22 protein-coding genes are annotated in these 26,431 nt (G+C 49.3%); 19 read left to right on the top strand and 3 right to left on the bottom strand.

What is annotated here, in order from left to right; genetic code table 11:
- The first annotated feature begins 64 nt into the window (after positions 1–64).
- The 9 genes from EIH22_RS03240 to EIH22_RS03200 all read left to right on the top strand — a co-directional run bounded on the left by EIH22_RS03240 (position 65) and on the right by EIH22_RS03200 (position 12,845).
- Complete coding sequence (locus EIH22_RS03240) at positions 65–1,516, top strand: MFS transporter (RefSeq protein ID WP_124054361.1); 1,452 nt, start codon at positions 65–67, stop codon at positions 1,514–1,516.
- Between the two features lie 276 nt (positions 1,517–1,792).
- Complete coding sequence (locus tag EIH22_RS03235) at positions 1,793–3,607, top strand: choice-of-anchor M domain-containing protein (RefSeq protein WP_124054360.1); 1,815 nt, start codon at positions 1,793–1,795, stop codon at positions 3,605–3,607.
- The gene (locus tag EIH22_RS03230) at positions 3,604–5,166 is read left to right on the top strand and encodes an anchored repeat ABC transporter, substrate-binding protein (protein ID WP_235001750.1); all 1,563 of its coding nucleotides are present in this window, start codon (positions 3,604–3,606) and stop codon (positions 5,164–5,166) included. Before EIH22_RS03235 ends, EIH22_RS03230 begins: the two co-directional genes overlap by 4 nt.
- Entirely contained in the window at positions 5,163–6,200 is a 1,038-nt protein-coding gene (locus EIH22_RS03225; RefSeq protein WP_200829154.1) for a choice-of-anchor M domain-containing protein, read from the top strand. Before EIH22_RS03230 ends, EIH22_RS03225 begins: the two co-directional genes overlap by 4 nt.
- Complete coding sequence (locus tag EIH22_RS03220) at positions 6,197–6,934, top strand: anchored repeat-type ABC transporter ATP-binding subunit (protein WP_124054359.1); 738 nt, start codon at positions 6,197–6,199, stop codon at positions 6,932–6,934. The genes EIH22_RS03225 and EIH22_RS03220 overlap by 4 nt, the downstream gene beginning before the upstream one ends.
- The gene (locus EIH22_RS03215; protein ID WP_124054358.1) at positions 6,931–7,809 is read left to right on the top strand and encodes an anchored repeat-type ABC transporter permease subunit; all 879 of its coding nucleotides are present in this window, start codon (positions 6,931–6,933) and stop codon (positions 7,807–7,809) included. The genes EIH22_RS03220 and EIH22_RS03215 overlap by 4 nt, the downstream gene beginning before the upstream one ends.
- Complete coding sequence (locus EIH22_RS03210) at positions 7,806–10,970, top strand: choice-of-anchor M domain-containing protein (protein WP_124054357.1); 3,165 nt, start codon at positions 7,806–7,808, stop codon at positions 10,968–10,970. Before EIH22_RS03215 ends, EIH22_RS03210 begins: the two co-directional genes overlap by 4 nt.
- A gap of 162 nt (positions 10,971–11,132) precedes the next feature.
- Positions 11,133–11,882, top strand: coding sequence for an ABC transporter permease (locus tag EIH22_RS03205; RefSeq protein WP_160149011.1), 750 nt, complete (start codon positions 11,133–11,135; stop codon positions 11,880–11,882).
- 12 nt (positions 11,883–11,894) lie between these two features.
- Positions 11,895–12,845, top strand: a complete 951-nt coding sequence (locus EIH22_RS03200) for an alpha/beta hydrolase fold domain-containing protein (protein WP_124054355.1) — start codon at positions 11,895–11,897, stop codon at positions 12,843–12,845.
- A gap of 94 nt (positions 12,846–12,939) precedes the next feature.
- Here the strand turns inward: EIH22_RS03200 and EIH22_RS03195 are convergent, their stop codons facing one another.
- Positions 12,940–14,391 (bottom strand): dicarboxylate/amino acid:cation symporter, encoded by a 1,452-nt coding sequence (locus EIH22_RS03195; RefSeq protein ID WP_235001749.1) that lies wholly within the window; start codon positions 14,389–14,391, stop codon positions 12,940–12,942.
- A 600-nt stretch (positions 14,392–14,991) separates the two neighbouring features.
- Between EIH22_RS03195 and EIH22_RS03190 the strand changes: the two genes are divergently transcribed.
- Genes EIH22_RS03190 through EIH22_RS03175 form a run of 4 tightly spaced genes read left to right on the top strand, consistent with a single transcriptional unit; the run spans position 14,992 to position 18,019 of the window.
- Positions 14,992–15,822 carry an ABC transporter ATP-binding protein gene (locus tag EIH22_RS03190; protein ID WP_124054353.1) on the top strand — a complete coding sequence of 277 codons (831 nt, stop codon included), beginning with the start codon at positions 14,992–14,994 and terminating at the stop codon, positions 15,820–15,822.
- A complete protein-coding gene (locus EIH22_RS03185) occupies positions 15,819–16,454 on the top strand; it encodes an ABC transporter permease (protein ID WP_124054352.1) in 636 nt (211 codons plus the stop codon). The genes EIH22_RS03190 and EIH22_RS03185 overlap by 4 nt, the downstream gene beginning before the upstream one ends.
- Positions 16,451–17,095, top strand: coding sequence for an ABC transporter permease (locus EIH22_RS03180; RefSeq protein ID WP_124054351.1), 645 nt, complete (start codon positions 16,451–16,453; stop codon positions 17,093–17,095). Before EIH22_RS03185 ends, EIH22_RS03180 begins: the two co-directional genes overlap by 4 nt.
- A gap of 27 nt (positions 17,096–17,122) precedes the next feature.
- Complete coding sequence (locus EIH22_RS03175) at positions 17,123–18,019, top strand: ABC transporter substrate-binding protein (protein WP_124054350.1); 897 nt, start codon at positions 17,123–17,125, stop codon at positions 18,017–18,019.
- On the opposite strand, the gene EIH22_RS03170 is transcribed toward EIH22_RS03175, so the two are convergent.
- A complete protein-coding gene (locus EIH22_RS03170; protein ID WP_124054349.1) occupies positions 18,016–18,489 on the bottom strand; it encodes a DUF1801 domain-containing protein in 474 nt (157 codons plus the stop codon). The two genes, EIH22_RS03175 and EIH22_RS03170, sit on opposite strands and share 4 nt — an antisense overlap.
- Positions 18,490–18,796: 307 nt before the next feature.
- Here EIH22_RS03170 and EIH22_RS03165 point away from each other — a divergent pair, with 307 nt between their 5' ends.
- The 3 genes from EIH22_RS03165 to trhO all read left to right on the top strand — a co-directional run bounded on the left by EIH22_RS03165 (position 18,797) and on the right by trhO (position 22,674).
- A complete protein-coding gene (locus tag EIH22_RS03165; RefSeq protein ID WP_124054710.1) occupies positions 18,797–20,155 on the top strand; it encodes an alanine/glycine:cation symporter family protein in 1,359 nt (452 codons plus the stop codon).
- Between the two features lie 100 nt (positions 20,156–20,255).
- Positions 20,256–21,665, top strand: a complete 1,410-nt coding sequence (locus EIH22_RS03160; RefSeq protein WP_124054348.1) for a YkvI family membrane protein — start codon at positions 20,256–20,258, stop codon at positions 21,663–21,665.
- A gap of 88 nt (positions 21,666–21,753) precedes the next feature.
- Positions 21,754–22,674: an oxygen-dependent tRNA uridine(34) hydroxylase TrhO gene (trhO, locus tag EIH22_RS03155; RefSeq protein ID WP_124054347.1), complete on the top strand. Its 921-nt coding sequence runs from the start codon at positions 21,754–21,756 to the stop codon at positions 22,672–22,674.
- A gap of 66 nt (positions 22,675–22,740) precedes the next feature.
- Here trhO and EIH22_RS03150 read toward each other — a convergent pair whose 3' ends face one another.
- A complete protein-coding gene (locus tag EIH22_RS03150) occupies positions 22,741–23,415 on the bottom strand; it encodes a uracil-DNA glycosylase (RefSeq protein WP_124054346.1) in 675 nt (224 codons plus the stop codon).
- Positions 23,416–23,507: 92 nt separating this feature from the next.
- Between EIH22_RS03150 and EIH22_RS03145 the strand changes: the two genes are divergently transcribed.
- The 3 genes from EIH22_RS03145 (at position 23,508) to groL (ending at position 26,307) form a co-directional block, all read left to right on the top strand.
- Complete coding sequence (locus EIH22_RS03145) at positions 23,508–23,831, top strand: DUF3263 domain-containing protein (RefSeq protein ID WP_124054345.1); 324 nt, start codon at positions 23,508–23,510, stop codon at positions 23,829–23,831.
- Between the two features lie 16 nt (positions 23,832–23,847).
- Entirely contained in the window at positions 23,848–24,477 is a 630-nt protein-coding gene (locus tag EIH22_RS03140) for a LytR C-terminal domain-containing protein (protein ID WP_124054344.1), read from the top strand.
- A gap of 204 nt (positions 24,478–24,681) precedes the next feature.
- Positions 24,682–26,307: a chaperonin GroEL gene (gene groL, locus EIH22_RS03135; RefSeq protein WP_124054343.1), complete on the top strand. Its 1,626-nt coding sequence runs from the start codon at positions 24,682–24,684 to the stop codon at positions 26,305–26,307.
- Positions 26,308–26,431: the final 124 nt, after the last annotated feature.

Genomic DNA, 26,431 nt, shown 5'->3' with positions numbered 1-26,431 from the left:
GATCTCTTTCTCGATGTGGCGCTGTGCCACATCGCACGTTCAACATACTGAAAGTACTGCAATAATGAATGAAACAAGTACTGCTTCGTCTTCACGCATTCCTCATTTCTTGAAGCGTGGTAAGATCGGAGCTTTCCTTACAGTGGTTCTCACGGGCCAGCTTGTCTACGTTTCTTTCGAAGCGTTCAAGGGTGCCCTAATGTTGCCACTGACGCAATCCCTGGGAATTGGCATGGACCAATTTGGTATCCTTATGGGCTGGATTGGTATTGCGATGTTCTTCTACGTCCCTGCGGGCTGGGTAAACAATCGCTTCACCATCCGTTCCATTCTGATTGCCTTCGCAAGTTGGCGTCTAGTAACCTTCCTGATCCTCTTCCTTGTTCCTAACCTTTCCTTCAGTGTTATGGTTGTTATTGCAGCTAGCTGGGGTATCTGGGATGCAATTGGCTGGCCGGCCGTCGTTAATGGCGTCGTCTTTGTGGCAAAAGATGAAGATACCAAGGGGCGCGGTCTTGCCATGGGATTACTCGAAACTATTCGTCGTGGCGTCGAAGTGATCATGAACCTCATCGTGATCGGCGCAATCGGACTTTTCCCAGACCATGCAGCCGGCGTCCTCAAGGCCTTCGGCGTTGGGTATGCGCTTCTCCTAGTGCCGATCGTTATTTCACTTCTTCGTTTCGTTCCGAAGAACGCAGTTGCCGAATCTGTTCAGATCGGTGAAAAGAAGGCCGGAAAGAACCTAGCTGCTTTGGCTGGATTGGTAAACGTCCTCCTAAAGCCACGTGTTTGGCTTGCTGGACTCGCAGCAATGTGTATCTACTGGACTTACGTCAACCTTATTTACCTGTCAGCTCCTTACATTAAGCTGGTTTTCCACGCATCTGACTCTGTGGCTGGTATCTTTGGTATCTTCAACACCGGTTTGGTTGGCGTATTTGCTGGCTTGGTTTCAGGAATCGTTGCAGACTATGTGTTCAAATCCTCTACCGTGATGCTTGGCGTCGCGCTTTCGATCACGACGGCGGGTGCGTTCTGCGTCTACCTTCTCCCTTCCGGCTCGGACCTAATGTGGCTCGCTATGGTTCTGTTGATGGTTATGGCACTTGGAGTCTTTATGGGTAAGGCTGTTATCCTTGCTCCGATTGCAGAACTTCATCTTCCTGAACATATCTCTGGTTCGGCGATGTCTGTTGGTTCTTTCCTTGCTTACGCATCCGTTTTCTGGGCGCACCCGATGACGGCAGGAATTGTCGAAAGTCACAAGGCTAATCCATACGATGGATATCAGAAGGTTTTGCTGATTACCGTCACGGTTGCTGCTGTGGGTGCTGCCTGTGCGATTGTACTCGCGCTTATTAACAAGCGTCTTGAGAGCAAGGGGATGCTTGAAGACGGCGGAGAGCACGATATCTTGGCTGTTACTGCAGATGGGTCTGCGGAGGTTGATTCGGAATCTAAAGCCGAGTTAGAAGCAAAGCTCGCGTGTGATGAAGCTAGACGCACTTTGTAGTTAGATAATTAGCTCAGTAGTTGGGTGCTTCTGGCTTGGTCGGAAGTGTGGCTTGACCTTGGCAATAAGTGCTGGGAGGAGAGCGTCAACTTAGGGTGGGGTAGTTCAGAATTTTTCTGAACTACCCCACAATTGTGTCTCTAGAAATATCTATAGTGCAAGGCTTAAAATCGCTGAAATGGTGTGTGGGTTGTACCTCTATATTGATTATTAGGTTCACTTTCAAGTTGGAATTACCTAATATAAGAATGAATCTCAGTTAGAATAGGTCGACTCATGCATAAATTTGGTTCTTTTGGGTGGAAAAGAAATGTAGCTGCACTGAACAATCAGAGCCGAAATGCTGCTTTAAGCTCACAAAGCAGTTTAGTAACTGGTATTTTTTTCGTTGCGTTATCTTTGATCTTTGCTACCTTGGTTGCGTTGCCCGCCCAAGCGGCGTCATCGTACACAGTGCTCACTACCGGTCATACGGATGCAATTACCGTTGTTCCAAACGGGGGTACCGTGTCTCTAGTGACGAAGGAAGACATTACCACACCAGGGAAATCCACCTATCACAATCCAAATGAAGTAATTTTTGGTGTTGCGGATGCATCCTACAACGAGCAGACTAAACAGCTTCCAGAAATCGGAATTGCAGGATATGCTCTGCCGCAGGTGCAAGACCAACGGCTTCTCTGGCCAGGATTTGACAGTCTAAAAGTTGGTGAAATTGATCCAGCAAAAATCGAATTTGAATTCATCTCTGTTAAAGGTCCAGGAAAAGTATTCATGTGGCAACAGGGAGTATTTGGTGGAGCCGAATCGGTGCTGTCTGGCGGTGCGTTCGACCTGCGTGATGGATTGCGTCTAACTCACCAAAACCCAACGCATCAACACGTTAATTGGTTATTTAGCGCTCGTGGTGGATATGACTTCACTGTTCGAGCACATGTTACTTACAAAGATGGTGCAGAAATAGTCTCTGAACCAGCTGTTTATCATTGGGTAGTTGGGGATGACCTAATCGCACAGGCTAAAGCCGGAAATTACACTCCTTCTACCACGGTAGTCAATCCTGGAAATCCTTCACTTCCTTCCCCAGGATCAAATACAACACCAAGCGAAGTAACTCAGCCAGCGCCTTCAGCATCGCCTACGCCTCAATCTGCTACGCAGAATTCACAGCCACAGGCTGAGCAGTGTATTCCAACTGAAGTGAAGACACCGATCGCTGCACCATCCGCAGGCGCAACGCGGACAGGTGGAAGCTATACGATTCCCGCTAACACTCATGTTCACCCAAACTGGGTTTTTAGCGCTCCTGGAACGTATAGAGTATCCATTACTCAATCAACCACTTCCAAATCCGGGCAAGCTCTAACAACTTCAGGAGTATTGACCTTCAACGTTGGTGGAACCGGTAACGCAAATTCTGGACATTTTGATGTAGGAACCGTTTCTAACGGCGGTGGAATTACGATGAGTATCAAGGACGACCGTTCTCAACCAGCTAATTGGGTATCTCCTAGTTCCTTAGTGTTTGGTGTTGCGAATTCGGCAAAGACTACCGCTCCAGCAGGTATTGAGTTTGTAGCTCCTGCGGGAAGCCCAATTTGGCTAATTTCTTCTACCCAGGTTCCTGGTGTTCCGTGGGTGGGTGCAAATACTATGCACCCATCGCTCCTTCAAAACACCTCCGGAAACGTTACCTGGACCTTGAACTCCGTTTCCGGTCCAGGATCTCTGGCTGTCTTTGAATCAGGAAACTTTGGAAAGATTGTAGGACGATACTGGTTTGGTGGATCGTCGTCGTCTTCTCAAATGCCAAGCGGTGTTGTTAAAGAAAACGGACAATACTATCGAATTGAATACGTTGGTAAGACTGCTAGTGGAGCCGACTGTCAGCTATCTGCTGAGCAAATTGCCGCTTTGCGCGCACAGGGGAAGAATATTGCTGCTTCCGCTCTTCCTGGAAATCTCTCGACCACTGGGTCGTCCCTTGTTCCTGCGATTATAGCGGCTGTAGTAGTAATTTTTTCCGGGGTAGTGTTCGTCTTGTATAGGCGTCGCCGTTCAGATACGTCGGCACGAGTGAGTACGAAGTGACCTTCAAGAAGTATTTTTCGTGGTTGGCTAGTTTTGGGATGGTGGCAGCGGCTAGTGCATGTTCAGCGGCTACTGTCTCACCAAACGTTGCCGATCACGAACGCATGACGATCGTTGCAAGTACTCCGATTATTGCTGATCTAGTACGGCACGTTGCGCCAGAAGCGAAGGTGGTCAGCCTAGTTCCGGTGGGAGCCGACCCTCATACCTATGAGCCTTCTTTAGCAACGTTGAGAGACGTCTCCCATGCAAAAATTGCATTTTCGAATCAATTATTGCTTGAAGAGTCCTCGCTGATAGAGACGATTGACGCGAATCTTCCTGACGGAACCTCCCACGTTGCTCTCGGACAGGAAGCTGTTCCGTATGGAGCACGTCATATTCGGTTGGTGGAAGATGCATCCCTCTCAACAATTTGGTTGGGTTTCCGAGTAGACGGTCAGGGTAGTAGCACGGACCAAGTACGAATCAGCGCAACCTCAGTTAACGGTCCGGGTCACTTATCCGCCTTCACCACGGGAACTTTTGGTAATCCAACACCGTGGATTGCCTCCTATGATGGTATCGATGGCGATGATGTAGTCTCGCTACCCACGAACGCACATACCCATATGTCGTGGGGATTTTCTAAGCCAGGAAAATACGATCTCAATCTCAAAGCGGAATTAATTCACGACGGCGTTCCAAAACTTCTGGGGACGACGGCACTTACCTTCATGGTTGGAAAAGATCCCCAGGGAGTTGCCCCAAAAGTGCTGGATTCCGGGCACGTTGATATTACTGCCCACCTCAAGGGAGAAATTACTCTTGAAGGTACAGGTGAAACCGGATCTGCGGCTTCCTATGATCCTCGTTCAGTAGTAATTTCTGTTCCTCATTCTGTAGCCACTACCGTCCCCTCAAATGAGTGGAAATTCCTAGGAGCTCCCGGCAGTGATTCTTGGGTACTAGCCCAGGCAGTTCTGGGAAAACACGTCCACGGTGAGATTGATCCGCATCTGTGGCATGACGTCAAAAATGCAATCGCTTACGTGGAAGTAATTCGGGACAGGCTCAGCGCATTGGATCCGGAGCACGCAACTAACTATCGTGATTCTGCCACATCGTATCTCGAGGAGTTACGAAATCTTGATGACTGGATGCGAAGCGTGTTGGGGTCCATTCCTGCCAGCCAGCGGAAACTGGTAACTGCACATGATAGCTTTGGCTATTTAGCAAAGGCATACGGATTTGATATTGCAGGTTTTATCGCTCCTAATCCGAGTCTAGAGCCCTCGGTGCAGACACTGGCTAACCTCACTCGTACTTTACGCGACACCCAAGCACGCGCCGTCTTCATCGAGCCAACAAATCGTACTCATGCTGCGGAACTGATAAATCTTGCCCATTCAGCTCAGGTCAGGCTGTGTGAAGTCCAGTCCGATACCTTCGCTGAGGGGGTTAACTCTTACGTGGAACTTATGGAATTTAATACCAAATCCTTGAAGTCATGCCTTGATCCAGATTCGCTTCCCGCGTGGGATCGCACTTGGCATTCAAAGAAAGTTGAACAGAAATGAAGTTATCGAAGGCATTTATGCAATGTGTAGTAGCATTCCTTTCGCTGTGCGCACTCCCTGCAACTGCCTGGGCAGAAGATACACCGAAGCCTGCACCTGCTGATCCGGCACTTACCCAGGTTGTGGACGCGAATGAGGCAATTGCGTCTCGGGGAACACCTGTTGAAATTTCCGCGGGTCATGTGGATATGGGACCAAAATTTATTGATGGAACATGGACTCTGATGGCACGCGACGATGCTTCGCAAACTCCTACATGGCGTCACCTTGAAGATGTAGTATTTCGCGTGAGTGATAAAGGAAAGATCGCTGTTCCACAAGGCAAAGAATATTCCTTTATTAAGGCTGATAAAGAAGTTTGGGTTGTCCCACAGCAGGAAATCGCTAATGTTGTTTGGCTTGGATGGAACACCCAAGATCCAAACGTTGTTTCAAAAGTTAACGGCGGTGTGTCTTTAATTTATTCGGGTCATGAAGGTCCAGGAAACTTTAATGTATTTGTGCAGGCAGGGAATTTCGCTGGACCCCAACTGCTATGGAAGAGCGATTCTGATAAAGCTCAGCCAATCCATGTTGACCTCAACACTCATACCCATGCAAACTGGGTTTTTACTGAGCCAGGAATTCATCTGGTACGAATTACCGCCCAAGCACAGCTAAAAGATGGGACAACGGTCGAAAATTCGCAAATTTTACGTTTTGCAGTAGGGAATGCTACCGATGCACAAAAGGCATTAACGGCAAAGTGGAGCAAAGAAACCGCCCCTGAAGCACCAGCAAAAGTCAACGAGCCAAGCGCTGTTGATAAATCAACGTCGCTTCCATTGATCATTGGTCTGGCGATTCTTGCGGTGGCACTTGTGGTCGTAGTGGGCATTGTACTTGGACGTAAGGCAACGTCGAAGCGTCAGAAGGCTGCAGCTGATTCTCTATCGCAATCGGATGATCGATCGGCTTCACAGCAATCTGAACCAGAAAAACATTCGGAACCGTTCGGCGTCGAAGGCAAAGAAACAAACGGTGGTAGTAAGTGAATCCGGTTGTTCATATTGATCAACTCTGCGTGAGTTTGGGCGGACGGAAAGTTCTGAGTGACGTCAGCCTTGATATCTTTCCGGGGGAACTCCTTGGGCTTATTGGTCCAAATGGAGCAGGTAAAACCACTCTCATGCGTTCAATTATGGGGTTAATCCCTGTTGACTCAGGCGAGATAACGTGCGAAGGATCCGCTCGCTCAATTGGGTATGTACCACAGCGTCAGGACATCGATTGGACCTATCCAATCTCAATCGAATCGATGGTCATGACCTCTTTTCTGAGGGAATTAGGGGTATTTCGGCGGCCGAAAGAAGAACATTGGGCGGGGGTATATACTGCGCTCAAAAAGGTTGGGCTTTATGATTTGCGTTCGCGAACAATCGGGGAACTATCCGGTGGGCAAAAACAGCGTGTGCTTATAGCACGGGCTCTTGCAACCAATCCAGTAATGCTCCTCCTTGACGAACCTTTTACGGGATTGGATCATCCCAATCAGGATGCACTCTCGGATCTGTTCGTTGAGCTGGCAGGGAGCGGAGTGGCAATTATGATGTCCACTCATGATTTAAGCCAGGCAGTCGATATCTCGGATCGCTTAGCCATGATAAATGGGACGCTGCGTGCGATCGGCGAACCTAAGGATCTTCTTATCCCGGACCTTTGGATGGAAACATATCAGGTCCGTGCTGATTCGGCACTGTTACGTTCACTCGGAATGGGGGTTCGATGAGCTTCGTAGATTTCCTTAACGATTTGAGTAATCCTGTACTGGCATTTTTACCGCGTGCGCTACTCATAGCAATAATGAGTTCGGTTGTTTGTGGCGTGGTGGGTGTTCACGTAGTACTTCGAGGCTTATCTTTCGTAGGTGACGCGCTCTCGCATGCGGTGTTCCCCGGCGTCGCCATCGCATTCGCACTCCAAGGCTCGATTTTGTTGGGTGGCGCAGTTGCGGGCGTCGTTGTTGCTCTTCTTATCGCAGCATTCTCTCAGAATCGGCGGCTCCGTGAGGACTCAATCATTGGTATTTTCTTCGCAGCTGCATTTGCCCTAGGTTTAGTTATCATGTCAAGGATTCCGGGATATACGGGATCGCTCGAATCTTTCTTGTTCGGTTCGCTCTCTGGCGTTACAAACACAGACATCATTGTTGTTGCGGCTTCAGGTTTCTTCATTTTGGCGCTCTTGGCATTACTGCACCCCTACATTGTGCTTGTTAGCATTGATCGTGACCACGCTCGTGCACTCGGAATTAAGTCTGCTCTTATAGACCTAGTCCTCTACTTAGCAATCGCCGCTACCGTGGTTATTTCAGTGCAGTCAATTGGAAACATCTTGATTTTGGCGTTACTTATTGCGCCTGCGGCAAGTGCGCGTATGCTCACTGATCGCGTTGTGAGCATGATGATTATTGGTCCGATTCTTGGATCAATCGCGGCATTTCTTGGTGTATGGGCATCGTGGGAGTGGAACCTTCCAACCGGTGCTGCAATTGTTCTTTGCTCGTCAATTATTTTTGTTCTCGTATGGATTTTTGCTCCGCGTCGAGGTATTGCAACAGGAGTTCTTTCGCGAGTGGTTCGTCCTAGGAAGGTCGTCAAATGAAGATTAGAAAAATGATCCTTACGCCGCTTCTTGCGGCAGGAGTCATGCTCTGCACACTCCCCGCAACGAGCAGTTCGGTTGCCCTTGCAGCTAGCGATACGGCAAGTGAGGCAACAGATTCAGAACATATTCCAGGGAACCCTGGATATGGTGATGTCGTACCAGCAGACCTCAAGGTGCCATTTGGTTCACCTGCGGCTCTTCCTGGAGCGAAACCAGATGCACAAAATCAAGTCCCGCACGTGTGTGCTGGGCGTAAACTCCTTCATCACGCACACGTTGATGCCGCATACGTGACGCGTGTAGACGAACAATTTACGACGACGGTTGTAGACGGTCAGTCTGTCGTCAAAGATCCTTCGAAGATCTGTGTACGTTTAGCTCCAGATGCACGTAGCAACGATGGACTCGAAGTTTCGCGTATGCTTGTTCCCAACGATCCAGAGTACGGATTTCTAGGCGCACCTAAATCTGTTGTGTGGCGGGCTCCGCAGGAAGATATTGACGGTTGGCGTCCGGTGTGGGCAGGTGTAGGCGCTTTTGATACCCACCATGAAGTTCAGGTTCCAACAGATATTTTCTTGAATGAAGTCTATTTAAAGATGGTTGAGAAAGTTGGGCCAGGTAACGTTGAGGTCTGGCGCACGGTTGGAAATGGTTCACCAAGCCGTGGCCTTTCATCGGATCCGAGCATGAAACCACTTCGACTCGAGGTTGGAAGTCACGGACACTGGAACTGGACTTTTTCTAAAGCTGGTGTGTACCACTTAGGTTTCCAAGCAAACTACAAATCTAATTCGGGAATCAATGTAACATCACCACAAACGGATATTACATGGCTGGTGGGAAGCGACGACGAAGTCCAGCTTCCAGCGGGAACAACCACCCATTTACAACCGATTAAGATTCTTGTGGATAAGGACCAGTCGGTGCCTGCTCCGGATACTTTGAACCCCGGAACCGGAGATGGAAGTAATTCGGGTCAGCCGGGAGAAACGACTCCAACTCAGCCCTCTCCTACAACGCCAGCTCTCTCTGAAGCTGAAATCAGAAAACAGATCTTGGCGGAGATTCGAAACCAGAAGTTCATGCCGAGCCTAATGATCTCAAGCGCAACAAAATTAGTGTTCACTGGATCGTTTGTGGCTGACTCTGAAAATCCGGGAGTTTCACTGGTATCCTCGGCAATTATGGATGTGACAGATCCGAAGAACCCTACCCTTGCCAACGGAGGAGCACGTCTCGGTTTTGAAGTTTCGGATGACCTTACGCAGTCAGTTAAACCTGATGCTGCCGATCTATATGAATCAACCAAAAACGGTAAGGTTTGGGTGCTCCCTGCCCAGCCATCAGCAAAGGCAGGGGCTCTAGGCTTTAATTTCAGTGCCTTTACAAAGGACAAAATCTCAGCTCCTGTTGTATATGATGCTGAATACCGTTCAGGACCTGAAGGCTACCGCTACTTAAGTGGTGACAGCGTTGACGGCGTATTCAAGATTAAACTTGACACTCACAACGATCCAGCAAGAGATGTGTTGACTGAAGGTAAAGCTTTTGATTCAGCTCATATGTTTACTCGCCCTGGGTTCTATATGGTTGACTTTAACGTCGAGACGAAGGACGCCACAGGGAAGTTCTCCTATAGCTCGAAGTCGGTTTATTTTGCGGTAGGGAATGAGACCATCAATGTCTTGCGCAAGATGAAGTACGAAAATGAAGTAGCGGCAGCTCAGGAAGCAGGAAAAGATCCTAAATCAGTACCAACTCCTACTTTGCTCCCGACGGCGGGCGATTCTGCTGCTCCGGCACCGGCGAATCCAACCCCAGGTTCGGATCAACCTGATACGTCAGCTCCTTCAGTAACTGAGCCTCAAAAATTAACGCTGGAGGAAGCTCGCCAGCAGCTTGAGGGATCACTTAAAGGAGCGCTTGGCGCAGTTATTACCCATGGGCATATGGATCAGGCGATGGAATATTCAGGTGGTGAGCCTCGTGTATTCGTGCATGATACCGCAAACCCAGCTGCGCCGTTGATTCACGAATCGGGAACCTTTGCCTATGCGGTTCCAGATTCAGCATGGTCTAAGGTGTCTGACAAACCTGAATTTGCTGAGTTAAAAGCAGCTGCACCTAAGGGCGTGTGGACGTTACCGGAATCGCCACTAGATGGTATTCCATGGGTAGGCTTTTCAACCGAACGTGTAAAGTATGACCTTCTAGGTAAAGAAGGCATCGAAGTTTCATTGCGTAACATTTCTGGACCAGGAAGAATGATTACGGGTCAGTATTCCTTAATTGATGGTTTTACTAAGAAATTAGATACTGGAGATGCAAGCAAGGTTATTCGTTATGGATACCGCTCACATGACCACCAGAGCTTTTACTTTACAGCACCGGGAACCTACACCATGGACTTCGTTTATACTTTGCAACGGATCGATGGAACCAAGGTTGAAAAGGTACTTCAAGCTCGTTTCTTAGTGGGTGATACCTCGATTACTGCCGGTAAGGAAAAAGTTTCCGGTACGAGCTCAAATGAAGGAACAGCTCCAGGTTCCCAGCCGGGCGAGGGTACTCGCAAACCACTTTCGATCGATGAGCTTGTTGCTCGACTTAACAAAGGTGAGAAGATTCCGGTTTGGCGTGAAACTTCAAACGGAAATAGTTCAACTGGAACGACTTCCCCAAGCGATACAGGATCTACTGGACCTGTTGTGCCTGGATCAACTAGTTCGTCGAATACTAAGGCACCTACGAATTCTGGTGCTCCAGCAACTTCCACGCAGAACGTATCTGCATCACCCAAAGCAGATACAGGAGCTGCTGGATTAGGTGGCTCTGCGACGTCGGGTTCGACCCCAGATGTGACAGAACCTGTGGCTGGAAACCAAATCGCGAATGGTTTGATGGCACCACCTACTCCTGGAGGAACGCAATCAGGTGATCCTAATGCTGCTCAGGCGATTTCTGCTACTGAGAATCCGGTTAAGTCCCTTGAGGCGGGCGACGAACACGTTTCATCGTTGATGAATCCAGCGCATGGATCACAAGCACTCGAAAGTGAAAATGGAACTCCATTGTGGCAGTGGCTGGTGTTGGCAGGAGGAATCCTAGCTCTGGTGGGAGCTGTAGCATACATCTATGCAGTTAGGAAGATGTAGTGGCTCGTAGATACTGCTGAACAAGGTGCTTAATATCCTAGATATCTAGGTGTATTGAGCACCTCGTTTTATCACTCAGCAAGAATGACTGTGGTTGGTGCTAAATCAACTAGAATCAGTGGGAGCAACATTAATTTTATATTGAAGGATCGTCAGTTAGACGTGAATATTTTCGTTTCCACTGGAATTGGTTTAACAGTCATGATTGCCCTCATTATGGGGTTGCAATCATACGTAGGTGTTCGTTCTGGATTTAAACCGGCGATCGCCGCAATTCGTGCAATTGTTCAACTGGCTGCAATTGCCCTTATCCTTCATGGAGTTTTTCAAAAGCCTCTGACTGCGTTCATCTTCGTTACCGCAATGATCGTTATTGCGAGTTACACGGCTTCAAAACGTTTGAGCGAGTTACCGCACGGAACTCAAGCGGCATGTGTTGCTGTTAGTGTGACGGCAACTGCTTGTATCGGTCTTATTTTTGCTTTTCGCATGATGACGCCAACCGTCGCTAATTTAATCGCCGTCGGTGGCATTATCACCGGAAACTCAATGAGCGCAGCCACTTTGGCGGGAAGAAACTTTATGCGTGCTTCCAGGGCAAAGAGGGGCGAAATTGAAGGCTGGTTTGCGCTAGGAGCTCCTCCAAAACAAGCTTTTGCAGATGTTGCTCGTACCTCTATCCAAGAAATGCTAATTCCGAATCTGGACCAAACCAAGAACACCGGTCTGGTGACGTTGCCGGGAGCCTTCGTCGGTGCATTGATGGGTGGTGCTTCGCCAGCTGAAGCGGCACGTTTCCAGGTGGTAGTCTTGGTGGGAATCATGCTGGCACAAACTGTGGTTGGTATTCTCGCTACTAAGATTCTCTCGCGTTCCACGGTAATAGTTGCCGATCCTTTGACAGCGTCCTAACAGGTAGTAGCAATGAGCAAAATCCATGTTCCGGATTTTTGGAGCGAGAACCAAAACCAGGTGTGGCTCAAGCAAGAAGAGATTCGAAAGCAACTAAACCTGCCTCGTGAGACTCTTGCCGAAGTTCGATATGGATACCGCAAGAAACGAGAGTATTGGAACGCGGGCGGTCCACTCATGGCCACGAAAAACTTCAGCTTTTCCACAAAATACGGTGAAATCCCTGCTCGGCTCTATGCATCACCCACCAGTTATTCCAACCGTGACCAGGAGAAAGTCATTGTTTATGCCCACGGTGGGGGATGGATTGTTGGTGATCTTGACACGCACGATCGTCTATGCCGAGAGCTGGCTGAAAGCTGTTCCTGTGCAGTTTTGGCGATTGACTACACGCTCTCACCCGAAGCAAAGTATCCTCAAGCTCTTGAAGAATTTATCGCTGCAATTGCGTGGGCCCAAGAGCGATTTAAAGAAGTCTGGCTTGGAGGGGATTCTGCGGGAGCTACATTGAGTTTGGGGGCAAGTGCTTGGATTCGTGATTCGCAGGGGAAAATAACTGACCTAGCCCTTGGGCAAGTGGAAGGTCTGCTTCTCTTTTATGGCGGATACGGTTTGAAGGATTCCCAGTCTCGAGCCACATTAGGTGGCTATTGGGATGGGATGGATGACGAAGATTCGGCCAGTTATGAAGGTGCATACCTGATGGAAGGTCAAGTAGCTCCTTACCATTATTTGCTTGAAAATGATCTGAGCGGTTTGCCAAAATCATATATTTTGGCTACTGAATTTGATCCATTACGCGATGACTCCCGAGCTCTCTATCACGCTATGGGCGGTGCGGAATCAGCATCGAAATATGTTGAAGTGCCGGGTGTGATCCATACCTTCTTACAATATGTGCGAATGTTGCCGGAGGCTGAGCGGATTTTCACTGATGTTGGGGAGTTCGTAAACTCGGCCTAGCGTTGCAGCGAGGGCTGTTGGACTTCGTTAAAAGTGAAGATCCGAGGATAGATCCGCCCAGCCACCGAATTGAATTGTTGCTACGATCTAGGCATTAATTGTTCATCGGTTGAGAAGGTCGAATCTCAGCTTCAGTCTTGCGCTCGGATCCAAGTTCCGCTGCAATGGTTGCTTCCGAAGCGACCGGTGAAACGTCGTCTTCATCATCTTCGAAAAGATCATCCGCGTTAGCCGAGTTGTACTTCTCAAGATCGATGATGCCTTCACGCTTGGCGACGACGGCTGTGACTACTACCTGACCTGCTACGTTAACCGCGGTACGTCCCATGTCGAGGATCGGATCGATCGCCAGTAGGAGACCGACGCCTTCGAGTGGAAGTCCGAGAGTGGAGAGGGTGAGTGTGAGCATCACAGTTGCGCCGGTGAGACCCGCGGTGGCAGCAGAACCGACAACGGAGACGAACGCGATCAGGACGTAGTCCACTGGGTTCAGGGTGACGTGGAAGAACTGTGCAACAAAGATTGCGGAAATGGCTGGATAGATTGATGCACAACCATCCATTTTCGTGGTGGAGGCCAGTGGGACTGCGAAGGATGCGTAGCTCTGTGGAACACCGAGATTCTTTACAGTGACTGCTTGGGTGACGGGCAAAGTGCCGATTGATGAGCGAGAGACGAATGCTAATTGAATCGCTGGCCACGCACCGCGGAAGTAGTGACCGATTCCAAGACCGTTAGTGCGCAAAATGATCGGGTACACGATGAAGAGCACGATCGCCAAGCCTAGATAGATCGAGAGAGCGAAGACGCCGAGCTGTGCAATTGAGCTCCAGCCGTAGGTAGCAACGGCGCGGCCAACCAAACCGATTGTTCCGATTGGAGCGAGCAAAATAATCCACCATAGGATTCGCTGAACGACCGATAGGAGTGAGGCGTTGAAACTAAGGAACTGCTCGGCTTTCTTACCTTGGCGAAGCGCTGCGGCTCCGACCACTAGTGCAATAACGATGATTTGAAGAATATTGAAGTCGATTGTGGTTGTGATCGCCTGGGTGCTTGTATCAACTGAGCTGGCTCCCTTTATTCCCAAGAAGTTTGATGGAATGATTCCAAGGAGGAAATCGAGCCAACCGCCGGTGTGGGAGGGCTTTGAAACTGCTTGCGAAGAAATTGAGGTATTTCTTCCGGGATTAGTGATTAGTCCTATCGCGATTCCGATCGATACGGCAATGAAAGCTGTGATGGCGAACCAAATGAGAGTTTTTATTGCAAGCCGTGCTCCATTGGCAACGCCACGGAGGTTTGCAATTGAAGCGACAATCGCGGTGAAGACTAGTACCGGTACAACTGCTTTAAGGAGCGTAACAAACGAGGATCCAATGGTGCTCAACGTGAAAGTGAGCCAGTTTGGGGTGTCAGGAGAAGGATTACCCATTCGAAGAGCAATCCATCCCAGTACTCCGCCAATAATGAGACCGAGCAGGATCTGAACTCCGAACGATGGGAGTATCTTTCGTGGTTTTTTGGAATTATCTGTGCTTGGCACGTTGGTGGTCCTTTCGGGTTTTATGCGGTGTAGGAATAAGGGGATCATAAAAATAAAATTAAATATTCAATGAGAAGTGTAGTGATGAGACCGTAAAATAAACGGTGAGAGCTTAAAGGATTGATCTTTGGTTTCCATCTAAGGTAATAGCCAAAGTTTTAGCTTGGGTTTACAAGATTTTAGACGTTGAAAACCGACTCATATGGCTTTTAGATGTGTGCGTGCTTGCGAACGCGCAAGCTTAAATCAGCAACAACAACAGCAGGCACGGCTCAAATCAACGCAACACAAACCGCGAACGCTGCGGTTTGAAAGTGCGTTCTGAGCGATAATGCCTCGCATGGAGTCTCCTAAGTTAATTGGCTTTATGCCGACCCAAAAAGAGTAAGCAAGTTTTCAATTAAAAATCAACAGGTGGTAGATTTTCGTGATCTACCCTGCATCTCGTTAAATCTGGCATGCAGAATAATATTTGCTAAAGCCGTGGTTTGAAGGCTCAACATATCGGTACTTGGGTAACTTTTTTAGTAAAACCAGCCAACAGCGTAATGCCAACGAAGTTTCCAATTTTGGCAGGTACCTAGATATAGGCTTGACTCCATGATCCAATTTGAAAACGTTCGTAAAGTATTCACGAGTTCCAAACAGGGGGTTGAACATGTGGCGGTTGAGGACTTTTCTTTAACTGTTCCACATGGAACCTCGGTAGCGATGGTTGGATCATCAGGTTGTGGCAAAACAACCCTGCTCCGGATGGTTAACCGAATGGTTGAGCCAACCTCCGGAAGAGTTCTCCTCAATGGACAAGATGTTGCCGACGAAGACCCTGTGAAGTTGCGTCGCTCAATTGGATATGTGCTTCAAAATGGAGGATTGCTTCCCCATCGAACGGTTGCAGAAAATATTGCTACTGTACCTCTTCTCGAAGGTGTAAAGCTCAAAAACTTCCAAGATAAAATTTACGAACTTCTTGAACGTGTAGGACTCGACGCGGATCTTGCTAAACGTTTCCCCGCAGAGCTTTCTGGCGGACAACAACAGCGTGTAGGCGTCGCTCGCGCCTTGGCTGCCGAACCTGGTGTGCTCCTCATGGACGAACCTTTCGGAGCGCTTGACCCTATCGTGCGTCGCGAACTACAAGAAGAGGTACTGAGGCTACACGCCGAGCTAGGCAAGACGATGATTTTCGTAACGCACGATATCGATGAGGCATTCCTGCTAGGTAATCGAGTCGTGATACTTCGCGAAGGTGCGCGAATCGAAAGGGAAGGTGCCCCGGAGGAAATCCTTAAAAATCCTGGTAGCGAATTTGTTGAGAAGTTTATCCGGGCGCGTCGATACGAACCATGCAATGAATCCAAAAGTGAAAGCGTAACTCCTGCTCTGGCGTCGTCAGCAGAAACGGTGCAAGTTTCGGAGGGGTGCTCATGACTTGGGTCATGGCAAATTGGATGGAGATCGTCAATTTGGCGTGGATTCATCTCCAACTCGTAATTCCCACCATTGTGGCGAGCGTTATTATTGCATTTCCGATCGGAAGATTCGCCTTTAATCGTCCGAAAATCGGAGGAATGTTGCTGACGGCATCGACTCTGCTCTATGCGATTCCTGCTCTTCCTCTCTTGGTTATTATTCCAGCTCTGGTACCGGTTCAACTCCGCTCATTCCTCACGATGTACATTGCGCTCACCGTATACGGAGTCGCATTGATGGTGCGTAGCGTCCGAGACGCTTTTGTTTCTGTGGATGAACAGGTTCGTCAGGCGGCGACGGCGGTGGGGTATTCACGCCGCAGTATGCTTTGGAAAGTTGATCTTCCGCTTGCAATTCCCGTGCTCATCGCCGGTATCCGGGTAGTTTCTGTTTCGACGATCGCAATGGCAACTATCGGTGCTCTGGTTGGTATTCCGAGTCTGGGAAGTTTGTTAACCGACGGTTTTCAGCGTGGAATTACGGGAGAGGTTCTAGCAGGTATTTTCTCCGTTATGTTGCTCGCGTTATTCATTGATGTATTACTGCTGTTCTTGGCACGAGTACTCACACCTTGGAGGAAAGTACTATGACGCTTGGATGGTTATTCACGTGGGAACACTGGCTGGGCGAGAATGGAATTTTTTCTCGCCTCGGTGAGCACTTGGCGATCTCATTGGCAGCGGTCATCATCTCGATGCTCATCGCGATTCCGCTCGGTGTGTTGATCGGACACACTCGAAAAGGTACCGAAGTTATGGGTGCATTCACAGGTGCAACGCGCGCAATCCCAACCCTGGGAATCATCACAGTATTTGGTTTGTTTTTAGGGATTGGAGTGGTTCCACCACTGGCTGCGCTGGTAGTTCTGGCGATTCCGTCACTGCTCGCAGCTTCATATTCCGGAATTCAATCAGTCAACCAATTAACTGTCGATGCGGCTCAAGCCATCGGAATGAATGGTTGGGAAGTGATCAAAAATGTGGAACTTCCTCTCAGTATGCCAGTTTTGGTGGGTGGAATCCGCATTGCCACCTTACAAGTTGTTTCCACTGCTACCTTTGCGGCTTACACCTCGGATTTGGGGCTTGGTCGCTTCCTTTTCCTTGGATTGAAAACGAGGGATTACCCGCAGATGTTAGGTGCGGCAGTCTTGGTGATTGTACTTGCAATCATTTTGGAAATGACGCTTGCGTTCGTGCAACGCCTGTCTAGACCCTCACATGAAAAATAAGAAAGCCACTCAACCGAAGGGAAAAGTATGAAGAAATCAATAGTTGCTCTCCTTGGCATGGTGGCGGTGGGCTTGTCGGCCTGCGGAAGCAGTGATCCGTTGGGTACAGAAAGTAAGGAAGCGAAGGGAAATAGCACGATCGTCGTCGGCTCTCAGGACTATTACTCCAACGAAATTATCGCTGAAGTCTATGCCCAGGTACTCGAAAAGCATGGTTTTGACGTTGAGCGCGATCTACGAATTGGGCAACGCGAAGTCTATATGCCTGACATTAAATCTGGACGCATCACGGTTTTCCCTGAATACACAGGTAACTTCTTGCAGTACTTAGACCCGCAATCAAAGACGACGATGGCGGCCGACGTTGTTAAGGAGCTTAAGCGCAAGCTTCCCAAGGGTCTCTACGCACTAGATCCGGCTCCTGCCACCGATCAAGATTCTTATGTGGTTACGCGAGAGCTAGCTGAAAAGTACGGTCTTGAGACCATTGGTGATTTAGCGAAAGTTAAAGGACTGGTGCTTGGAGGTAACGCGGAATTGGAAACTCGGCCGTATGGTCCACGTGGTTTGAAAGATATCTATGGAGTAGATGTAAAGTTCACGCCGGTGGAAGATTCGGGTGGTTCGCTTACGCTTAAGGCTCTTCAGGACGGCCAAATACAAGTTGCCAATATCTATTCCTCGGATCCCGTGCTTGCAAACCCCGATCTTGTTGTGCTGAAAGATCCACAGGCGATGTTCCTAAGTTCGCAGGTTATTCCAGTTGTTGCTGGTTCGTTAACCGTCGAAGCTGCCGAGGTGCTTAATTCGGTTTCACAAAAGCTTGCTCCGCAAGATTTGGTTGCGATGAATATTGCTTCGACCAAAAATCAGAAATCTGCCAAACTCATAGCCAAAGAGTGGATTGAAAGCAAGAAGCTTTAAGAATCACTGACTCGTGTTGCGGTTGATGAACGCTTTTTCTTGCGTTGCTCAACCGCAACACGGTTGTATTCGACGGCGGCTCGGATGAGCTCTTTAAATTCGTCTTCGCCCAACCTCCGACCCGCGGAATTAAGGCTCATTCCCTCGCGAATATCAATCGCGCGCCATTCTTTTCCGTCAAGTCCATTGTTAAATACCTGATTAGGGTCGTGAAGGTGAGCGCCGTGGGAAAAAGTGAGCTTCACTTTATCCTTGTGCATATTTCCAACGATGTAGTTACCATTGTTTTCCCACACCGGGCTGCCCATCCATTTCCACTGTTCAATCACCTGCGGATCGGCTTCGTTGATCCAGCTACGTACCTGAGCTAGTACTTCGCTCCGCCAGTCTTGAACTCCTTTCAGATAGGAATCAATTCTTTCCTTAGCTTCGGTGGGATTTAAGGCTGGTTTCTTTGTAGTTGCTGCCACTGTATGCTCCAAAAACTTGATCTGAATAAAGAGCTAGAGGATCTATCGGTTCAACCGGACGTAGCTACCCGCGCCTACGTTCCTCATCGTTTCTCAATCATAGAGCCACCGAAGTTTCGATGCAGGATGAGACATTGCTGAATAGCAAGGAGTTTGGCGTCCCAAAAACAGGACGAATTTTATCCTCATAATAAAAGGACGATAGGCTTCAACCATCATTAACCACCGGAGGAGAACAGTGGACACCGTAGATCAAATCGCTAAGCAAATAGAGACCGTCGCCAACGCTATCACAGGCTATGGCACGATGTGGGTCCTCATTGGTACCGGTTTGTTCCTTACTTGGCGCACTCGCGCAGTCCAACTTCGCCTCTTCCGCCACATGGTTTCCGTGGTGTTAGGCTCTCGTGGAGGCTCAAAAGACGGCATCTCATCATTCCAAGCATTCAGTATTTCACTAGCTGCTCGAGTCGGAATTGGAAATGTTTTCGGCGTCGCGGCCGCGCTCCTAATGGGAGGTCCTGGCGCAATTTTCTGGATGTGGATTGTGGCACTGGTGGGAATGGCAACCGCTTTCTTCGAAGCAGTTCTATCCCAAATTTTCAAGGTCGACGCCGGTGACGGCACCTTCCGAGGCGGTCCCGCTTACTACATGCGCTATGGCATGAAATCAAAACTTATGGGCACTATCTTTGCAATTATCACAGTTGTAACCTGCGGGGTAGTAATCACTTCGGTTCAATCCAATGCAATTGCGTCAACGCTTTCGGCAGCTGCCAGCACAAGTGCTCCAGTTACTGCTTTTATTCTTTTTATTCTTGGAACGCCCATCATTTTCGGCGGTATTCGCTCTGTTGCGCGAGTCACTGAAATCATGGCGCCCGTTATGGCACTGGTTTACATCGTGATGGCATTCGCCATTGTGGTTATCAATGTTGCAGAGTTCCCGCGAATCATCGGAATGATATTCAGCGCTGCTTTTGCTCCAGAACCGCTAGTTGGTGGGCTCGGAGGAGGAATCCTCGCAGCCGTTATCAACGGAACAAAACGCGGTCTTTTCTCTAACGAAGCTGGTCAAGGAACTGCGCCAAATGCAGCGGCCACCGCAACGGTTGCTCACCCTGTTTCGCAAGGACTTATCCAGTCACTCGGTGTTTTCGTCGACACTATTGTGGTTTGTACTGCCACTGCATTCATCATTCTCACTGCCGGTCCAGAGGTTTGGAGCGCCGAAGGAATTAATCCAGCTAACCTCACAACCCTAGCTGTCGCTCACGAGCTCGGAAACTGGTCCATTATTCCAATGGCGATCATGATCTTCGTTCTTGCATTCTCATCGATCATCGGAGCCTATGTATACTCCGAGGTCAACATGTATTTCGTAACTCGCTCGAAGGCTGGAATCTGGATTGTGCGGGTCGCTTCGGTATTCTCGATGGTTTTAGGGGCTTTGGTAAGCTTAAATATTGTTTGGGCGACAGTCGATATTGCGATGGCGGTTATGACGATCACCAACCTTATCGCTTTGGTTGTACTTTCCAAGTGGGGCGTGGCCGCACTTGCAGATTATGAGCGACAGCGAAAAGCTGGGATTGCCGAGCCGCGATTTATCGCTGCAGAATGTAGTGATCTTCCGGCTCTACACGGCACACACGTGTGGAAGTAGAGCTCGGTTGGCATCTACCTGTGTGCGTTGAGCACACAGGTAGATGTTTAATCCAATTCGTTGTTGTCTCTGATTGTGTCAACAGCGGAGAGGAAACATTATGCGTCGAATTATGACGCTCGTTCTTGCTTTTATTGGAATCGTTGTTGGTGCGGGCTTTGCCTCGGGCCAAGAAATGATGCAGTATTACGTTGCCTTCGGGCATGAAGGCATCTATGGCGGAATCATCGCTGCAGTGCTTATGTCTCTGGTGACGATGGCTGTTTTCCAGTTTGCGAGCTACCTCCTCGCAAACGAACACGGCGAAGTCCTGAATTTCGTTGGAACTAAATGGATCGCACGATTTCTTGACCTCAGTCTCCTTGTTGGAATGTTCTCAATCGGCTTCGTAATGTTTGCGGGAGCGGGAACCAACCTTAATCAACAGTGGGGACTTGAGACGTGGATCGGCGCACTTCTCATGTATGCCCTGGTGGTGGTCGTCGGTATGTTGGACGTAGATCGGGTAACGAAAGTAATCGGTGCGGTTACGCCATTTATTTTGGTCTTGCTCGGTATCGTCTATGTGGTATCTTTCACGCAGCATTCACCTAGCCTTGAGTTTCTTGACGATGCCGCAACACAGGTTGTTACAACCCTTCCGAGCTGGTGGTATGCGGCATTAAACTACTCTGGTTTGGTTTTGATGACCTCCCTGTCCATGGCTGTCGTCATCTCTGGTACCGCGGTAGATCTTCGCACTACCGGCAAAGCTGGAATCTGGGGCGGGATCGTATTCTCGATGCTCTTGGTATTGAGCGTTATTGCTCTTTACCTCAACGTGGACAAAATCCACGCTGCTCCGATGCCACTGTTATCCCTGGTAAATCACATTCACCCGGTGTTAGGCGCCATTATGGCTGTGGTTATCTACTTCATGATTTTCAATACCGCGATTTCCCTTTTCTATGCATTCGCACGTCGTCTCACTGCCAGCCGTCCGGAAAAGTTTCGTGTGGTTTACATAGGAGTTACGACGATCGGTTTCGCACTTAGTTTCGCGGGTTTCAAGAGCCTAGTAGGGTACGTTTACCCAATTATCGGTGTGATTGGCTTGGTGCTTTCAACAATTCTCATTGCTGGATGGCTCCGTTACCGCAAGAAGCTTGGGTTCGAAGCCGCGCGTCGTGAAGTTGTAGTGGAACTCGCACGTAAGAAATTCGATTCCGACGTCGTCTTTACCGAAAAAGAGCAGGAGATTCTTGATCAGGCAATCGAGTATTCGAACCTTGATGAAGAGTCCTTCCGTGAGGCTTTAGTTGAGGAAGTCGTCGAAAATTCCGAAGATGTTGATATTGCCGATTGGGACGACCTCTCTGCAACAAATCCTGATCCCGAAGAGCTGAAGGCTCGCGAGGAAGAAAAGTTACGCGAGGTTATTGAAACTATCTCGGCCGGCGTTGATGAAGAAGATCTTATCGAGGCACAGACCACGTCTTCAGATAATGAAACTTTAAAGCACGCCGAATAGACTCGGTGGCAACGGGAGAGTAAGCCTCCTCGTTTTATTTTGTTGACGTATGTAGCCACTTTGCTGATCAATCGTGCTAGGAGCTTTCATGGCAATGCCACGAATCCTGTTGTTTTATAAGTTCACGCCTATCAAGGACCCACAAGCAATGATGTTGTGGCAAAAAGCCTTGTGCCAAGAACTTAAACTCCGTGGCCGTATTTTGATTTCTGAAGACGGCATCAATGCAACTGTTGGTGGCTCGCTCGAAGCTTGTAAGCAGTACGCGAAGCGCTTTAAGGAATATCCACAGTTTCGCGGTACCGATATCAAGTGGTCGGAGGGAACCGGGCTCGATAGCGATGGGTACTCCCTCGATTTTCCGAAGCTCTCAGTCAAGGTTCGCAAAGAAATCGTGGGCTTCGGTGCTCCCGGCGAGTTGAAGGTCAATCGCGACGGCGTCGTAGGCGGTGGAACGCACGTTAAGCCTGAGGATCTCGAGCAGCTCATCTCTGATAACCCTGACTTGGTCTTTTTCGATGGTCGCAACAAAATCGAGTGGGAAATTGGTCGTTTCGAAAATGCCATCGTCCCTAACACCCACACTTCGCATGATTTTATTTCTGAGCTTGAATCAGGGAAGTTTGACGACATCAAAGATAAGCCAATTCTTACCTATTGCACAGGCGGAATTCGTTGCGAGATTCTATCGGCAATGATGAAAAACCGTGGCTTTGAAAACGTCTATCAGCTAGACGGTGGTATCGTGCGCTACGCAGAACGCTTCGGGAATGAGGGTAGATGGCAAGGATCGTTGACTGTTTTTGATAAGCGTGAAGTTATTGATTACGATCCGGAAGCGCGGAAGATCGGCACGTGCCATCACTGTGGCGGCCCGGCGAATCGCCTCCATAACTGTAACGATCTCCAGTGTCGAACTCGCCTCGTGACGTGTGAAAACTGTATGGATTTGCCCGCGTATTGTGAAGACCATGCGCAGGAAGAGGCCGTAGGTACCGATAGTTTGTGAGTTTGAGTTAGATGCCGTGTTAGGCGCTGACCGATTTCCTGTGGGTGTCACGCGGGCATCCTACACCTATAGACTCCAGTCGATAGGTGTTGTGCCTTGCCGGATAAGAAGCTCATTCGCTCGCGAAAATGGGCGAGAACCGAAAAATCCACGGGACGCAGATAACGGCGAGGGGTGAACAGATTCGATTGTTGGTGTATCACCTAACAGCGGCTTGAGCTCTTGAGCTTGGCGTCCCCATAAGATGGCGACGAGTGGCTCGTTGCGTGCAGCGAGTTGGGTAATGGCGTGGTTCGTGATGGCTTCCCAGCCACGTCCGCGATGGGCTGTTGGTTTACCTGGTTCGACGGTAAGAACACGGTTGAGGAGCATGACGCCGTTTTCGCACCATGAACTCAAGTCTCCGTGTTCGGGGATGGCTACCCCGACGTCGTTGTGAAGTTCTCGATAAATATTCGCAAGTGAGCGTGGAACTGGGCGAACATGCGGTTGGACGGAAAACGAAAGCCCCATTGGGTGTCCGGGAGTAGGGTAGGGGTCTTGACCGACGATCAGGACTTTTACATTGCTGAGTGGATAGGTGAAAGCTCGGAAAATCGAATCACCTTTAGGGAGGTAGCTGCGGCCTTGAGCAATTTCTTCACGAAGGAAATCGCCCATGGAGCGGATATTGTTCTCTACCGGTGCCATTGCGTCAGCCCAGTCGGGTGCCATGAGGTCGCTGAGGGGAAGTATCGTCATAATGATAAGCCTAACGCGATAACTGTGAATCGAGAATGATGCAAGGTAGGTAAGCTGGATCTGTGTCTATAAGTAAAAGGGGAGAGACGCCGATGAATCAAGAGCACGACGCCGAGGTGCCACAGCTTTATCGCGATGTTTTACGTATCGAAAAAGAGTGGTGGAAGATCGCGCGTACTCGAGAAGCGGCGATTGGTATCGTCCTAGGAATTTCCCCGATGAAGTATTATTTGGTGCTTTCAGAACTCCTGGATAACCCGAATTTTTGGGCGATTGATCCGGTTTTAGTTGACCGGTTGCGATCCTTGCGTGATCGTCGTCTAGAAGAGCGAGGCTCCTTGAATGAAACGAAACCTCAGGTAGAAACGCTAGGAAAACACCATGAAGCCAATAATATTAAAGAATTGTTTTCATAAGGGGTAAACTGTAAGCGTGGCTGATAATTATCCAGAAGATGAATTTGACCTTCTTGCGCAAGAACGCGAGTCTCACGGGGCTCATCGGGTGCCAAGGAACAACCACGGATGGTGGATTGCTCTTATAGCTATTCTTGTGTTTGCACCGCTCATCGGTATTGGTGCTGGGCAGTTGTACGCATCCACTCGCACGAGCAGTAGCGAGACGGCATCGTCATCAACCACTGAGTCAAGCACGAAAGAAACGGATAAAGACTCTAAGTCTGAAGACGCCACCAAGGATTCGAAAGACTCGTCTAGTTCTTCGACTGCTGACGCTAACGCTCAGCAGCAGCCGGCTCCGGCAGCGCCCGCCACTCCTCCTGCACCGACTCCGAGCATGGACGCGAAGGTACAGGTTCTCAATGGTAAGGGTACGCGGGGATACGCAGCTCAGAAGACTAAGGTTCTCACCGACGGTGGCTACACCTCGGTTGTTGCCGATAACTACACGAAGTCGGCTCCTAAGGCAGCCACTGTTTACTTTGCTGACGACACCATGGAAGTAACCGCGCGTGATATCGCTGCGAAATTGGGCATTTCTCAGGTCCTCAAGGCTCCTGACGTTGTAAAGACTCCGAATCAAATCGTCGTCATCCTTCGTTAGTGGCGAAAATATCCACATTTGATTTCCTCCACCTTGCACTCGAGGTCGTTGAGTGCCAGAATCGTATTAGCACTCGAATTGAACGAGTGATAGTTTCACAGCCGATGAGGCAAGTGAATCAGCGGAACATGAGCGTTGAGGATCTTTCCGTCCGTCGCGGGCATTGGCTGAAATAAAACCCATTACTGGGAGGAAAAAGAAGCAATGTCAAAGATTATTGCATTCGACGAAGAAGCTCGTCGTGGCATGGAGCGTGGCCTTGATATCCTCGCAAATACCGTTAAGGTGACGCTTGGACCTAAAGGTCGCAACGTTGTTCTCGAAAAGAAGTGGGGCGCCCCAACAATTACCAACGACGGCGTCTCCATCGCGAAGGAAATCGACCTCGAAGAGCCATTCGAGAAGATCGGCGCAGAGCTCGTCAAGGAAGTCGCTAAGAAGACTGACGATGTTGCTGGCGACGGAACCACCACCGCAACCGTTCTCGCTCAAGCTCTTGTTAAGGAAGGTCTGCGCAACGTTGTAGCAGGTGCGAACCCAATTGCTCTTCGCAAGGGTATCGATACTGCAGTTGATGCGGTTGTAAAGCAGCTCCTTAAGAACGCTAAGGAAATTGAAACCAAGGATGAAATCGCGGCAACTGCTGCTATCTCCGCTGGTGACCGCGAGATCGGTGAACTTATTGCCGAAGCTCTTGACAAGGTTGGCAAGGAAGGCGTTGTGACCGTTGAAGAGTCCAACACTTTCGGTACCGAACTTGAGCTTACTGAAGGTATGTCTTTCGATAAGGGCTACCTCTCACCTTACTTCGTTACCGATGCTGAGCGTCAGGAAGCTGTTCTTGAAGATGCCTACGTGCTCTTGGTTGAGTCCAAGATCTCGAACGTTAAAGATATGCTCCCAATCCTCGAAAAGGTTATGCAGACGGGTAAACCACTAGTCATCATCGCCGAGGATATTGAAGGTGAAGCACTTGCAACTCTCGTTGTGAACAAGATTCGTGGTACCTTCAAGTCCGCTGCTGTTAAGGCTCCTGGATTTGGCGATCGTCGCAAGGAAACCCTGCAGGATATGGCTATCCTAACCGGCGGTCAGGTTATTTCCGAGACCGTTGGTTTGAAGCTTGAGACTGCTGATATCGACCTACTTGGTCAGGCTCGCAAGGTTGTTCTCACCAAGGATGCCACCACTATCGTTGAAGGTGCTGGTTCCGCAGAAGACATCGCAGCACGCGTTGCAACTATCAAGTCCCAGATCGAGAAGTCGAGCTCGGATTACGACCGTGAGAAGCTTCAGGAGCGTTTGGCTAAGCTTGCTGGCGGCGTTGCCGTTATCAAGTCCGGTGCTGCTACAGAAGTTGAGCTTAAAGAGCGTAAGCACCGCATCGAAGATGCTGTTCGCAATGCTAAGGCTGCAGTTGAAGAAGGAATCGTTGCCGGCGGTGGCGTTGCTTTGATTCAAGCTGCCGACGAAGCTCTCGCAGAGCTTGGTCTTGAAGGAGACGAAGCAACGGGCGCAAACATCGTTCGCGTTGCCGTTTCTGCTCCTCTCAAGCAGATCGCAGTTAACGCCGGCCTCGAAGGTGGAGTCGTAGCTGAGAAGGTTCGCTCGCTCCCGGTTGGACAGGGTCTCAATGCAGCAACCGGTGTTTATGAGGACCTTCTTGCTGCTGGGGTTAACGACCCAGTTAAGGTAACTCGTTCAGCACTTCAGAACGCTGCTTCGATTGCTGGTTTGTTCTTGACTACCGAAGCGATTGTTGCTGATAAGCCTGAGCCACCAGCTCCAGCTGCTGGTCACCCAGGTGAAGACATGGGCGGAATGTACTAATTCCTAGCATTTTGTGCAATGCTTTCTAAGGTGTGGGTTTGGCTAATACGTGAGCCGAACCCACACCTTTCCCAATTAAGAACGAAGTATTTTGAAATTTGAGGGCTCACACATCGTCACATCT

The sequence above is a fragment of the Arcanobacterium ihumii genome (genome assembly GCF_900604515.1).
Classification (GTDB): domain Bacteria; phylum Actinomycetota; class Actinomycetes; order Actinomycetales; family Actinomycetaceae; genus Arcanobacterium_A; species Arcanobacterium_A ihumii.
The sequence above is the reverse complement of the archived record's forward strand: the minus strand, read 5'-3'. Positions and strand labels throughout refer to the sequence as shown.

What these genes read in the sequence shown, in the direction of transcription:
- EIH22_RS03240 (WP_124054361.1), top strand. Translation starts at nt 65, where the DNA reads ATGAATGAAACAAGTACTGCTTCGTCTTCACGCATTCCTCATTTCTTG.
- EIH22_RS03235 (WP_124054360.1), top strand. Translation starts at nt 1,793, where the DNA reads ATGCATAAATTTGGTTCTTTTGGGTGGAAAAGAAATGTAGCTGCACTG.
- EIH22_RS03225 (WP_200829154.1), top strand. Translation starts at nt 5,163, where the DNA reads ATGAAGTTATCGAAGGCATTTATGCAATGTGTAGTAGCATTCCTTTCG.
- EIH22_RS03215 (WP_124054358.1), top strand. Translation starts at nt 6,931, where the DNA reads ATGAGCTTCGTAGATTTCCTTAACGATTTGAGTAATCCTGTACTGGCA.
- EIH22_RS03210 (WP_124054357.1), top strand. Translation starts at nt 7,806, where the DNA reads ATGAAGATTAGAAAAATGATCCTTACGCCGCTTCTTGCGGCAGGAGTC.
- EIH22_RS03200 (WP_124054355.1), top strand. Translation starts at nt 11,895, where the DNA reads ATGAGCAAAATCCATGTTCCGGATTTTTGGAGCGAGAACCAAAACCAG.
- EIH22_RS03190 (WP_124054353.1), top strand. Translation starts at nt 14,992, where the DNA reads ATGATCCAATTTGAAAACGTTCGTAAAGTATTCACGAGTTCCAAACAG.
- EIH22_RS03185 (WP_124054352.1), top strand. Translation starts at nt 15,819, where the DNA reads ATGACTTGGGTCATGGCAAATTGGATGGAGATCGTCAATTTGGCGTGG.
- EIH22_RS03180 (WP_124054351.1), top strand. Translation starts at nt 16,451, where the DNA reads ATGACGCTTGGATGGTTATTCACGTGGGAACACTGGCTGGGCGAGAAT.
- EIH22_RS03175 (WP_124054350.1), top strand. Translation starts at nt 17,123, where the DNA reads ATGAAGAAATCAATAGTTGCTCTCCTTGGCATGGTGGCGGTGGGCTTG.
- EIH22_RS03165 (WP_124054710.1), top strand. Translation starts at nt 18,797, where the DNA reads ATGTGGGTCCTCATTGGTACCGGTTTGTTCCTTACTTGGCGCACTCGC.
- EIH22_RS03160 (WP_124054348.1), top strand. Translation starts at nt 20,256, where the DNA reads ATGCGTCGAATTATGACGCTCGTTCTTGCTTTTATTGGAATCGTTGTT.
- trhO (WP_124054347.1), top strand. Translation starts at nt 21,754, where the DNA reads ATGGCAATGCCACGAATCCTGTTGTTTTATAAGTTCACGCCTATCAAG.
- EIH22_RS03150 (WP_124054346.1), bottom strand. Translation starts at nt 23,415, where the DNA reads ATGACGATACTTCCCCTCAGCGACCTCATGGCACCCGACTGGGCTGAC.
- EIH22_RS03145 (WP_124054345.1), top strand. Translation starts at nt 23,508, where the DNA reads ATGAATCAAGAGCACGACGCCGAGGTGCCACAGCTTTATCGCGATGTT.
- groL (WP_124054343.1), top strand. Translation starts at nt 24,682, where the DNA reads ATGTCAAAGATTATTGCATTCGACGAAGAAGCTCGTCGTGGCATGGAG.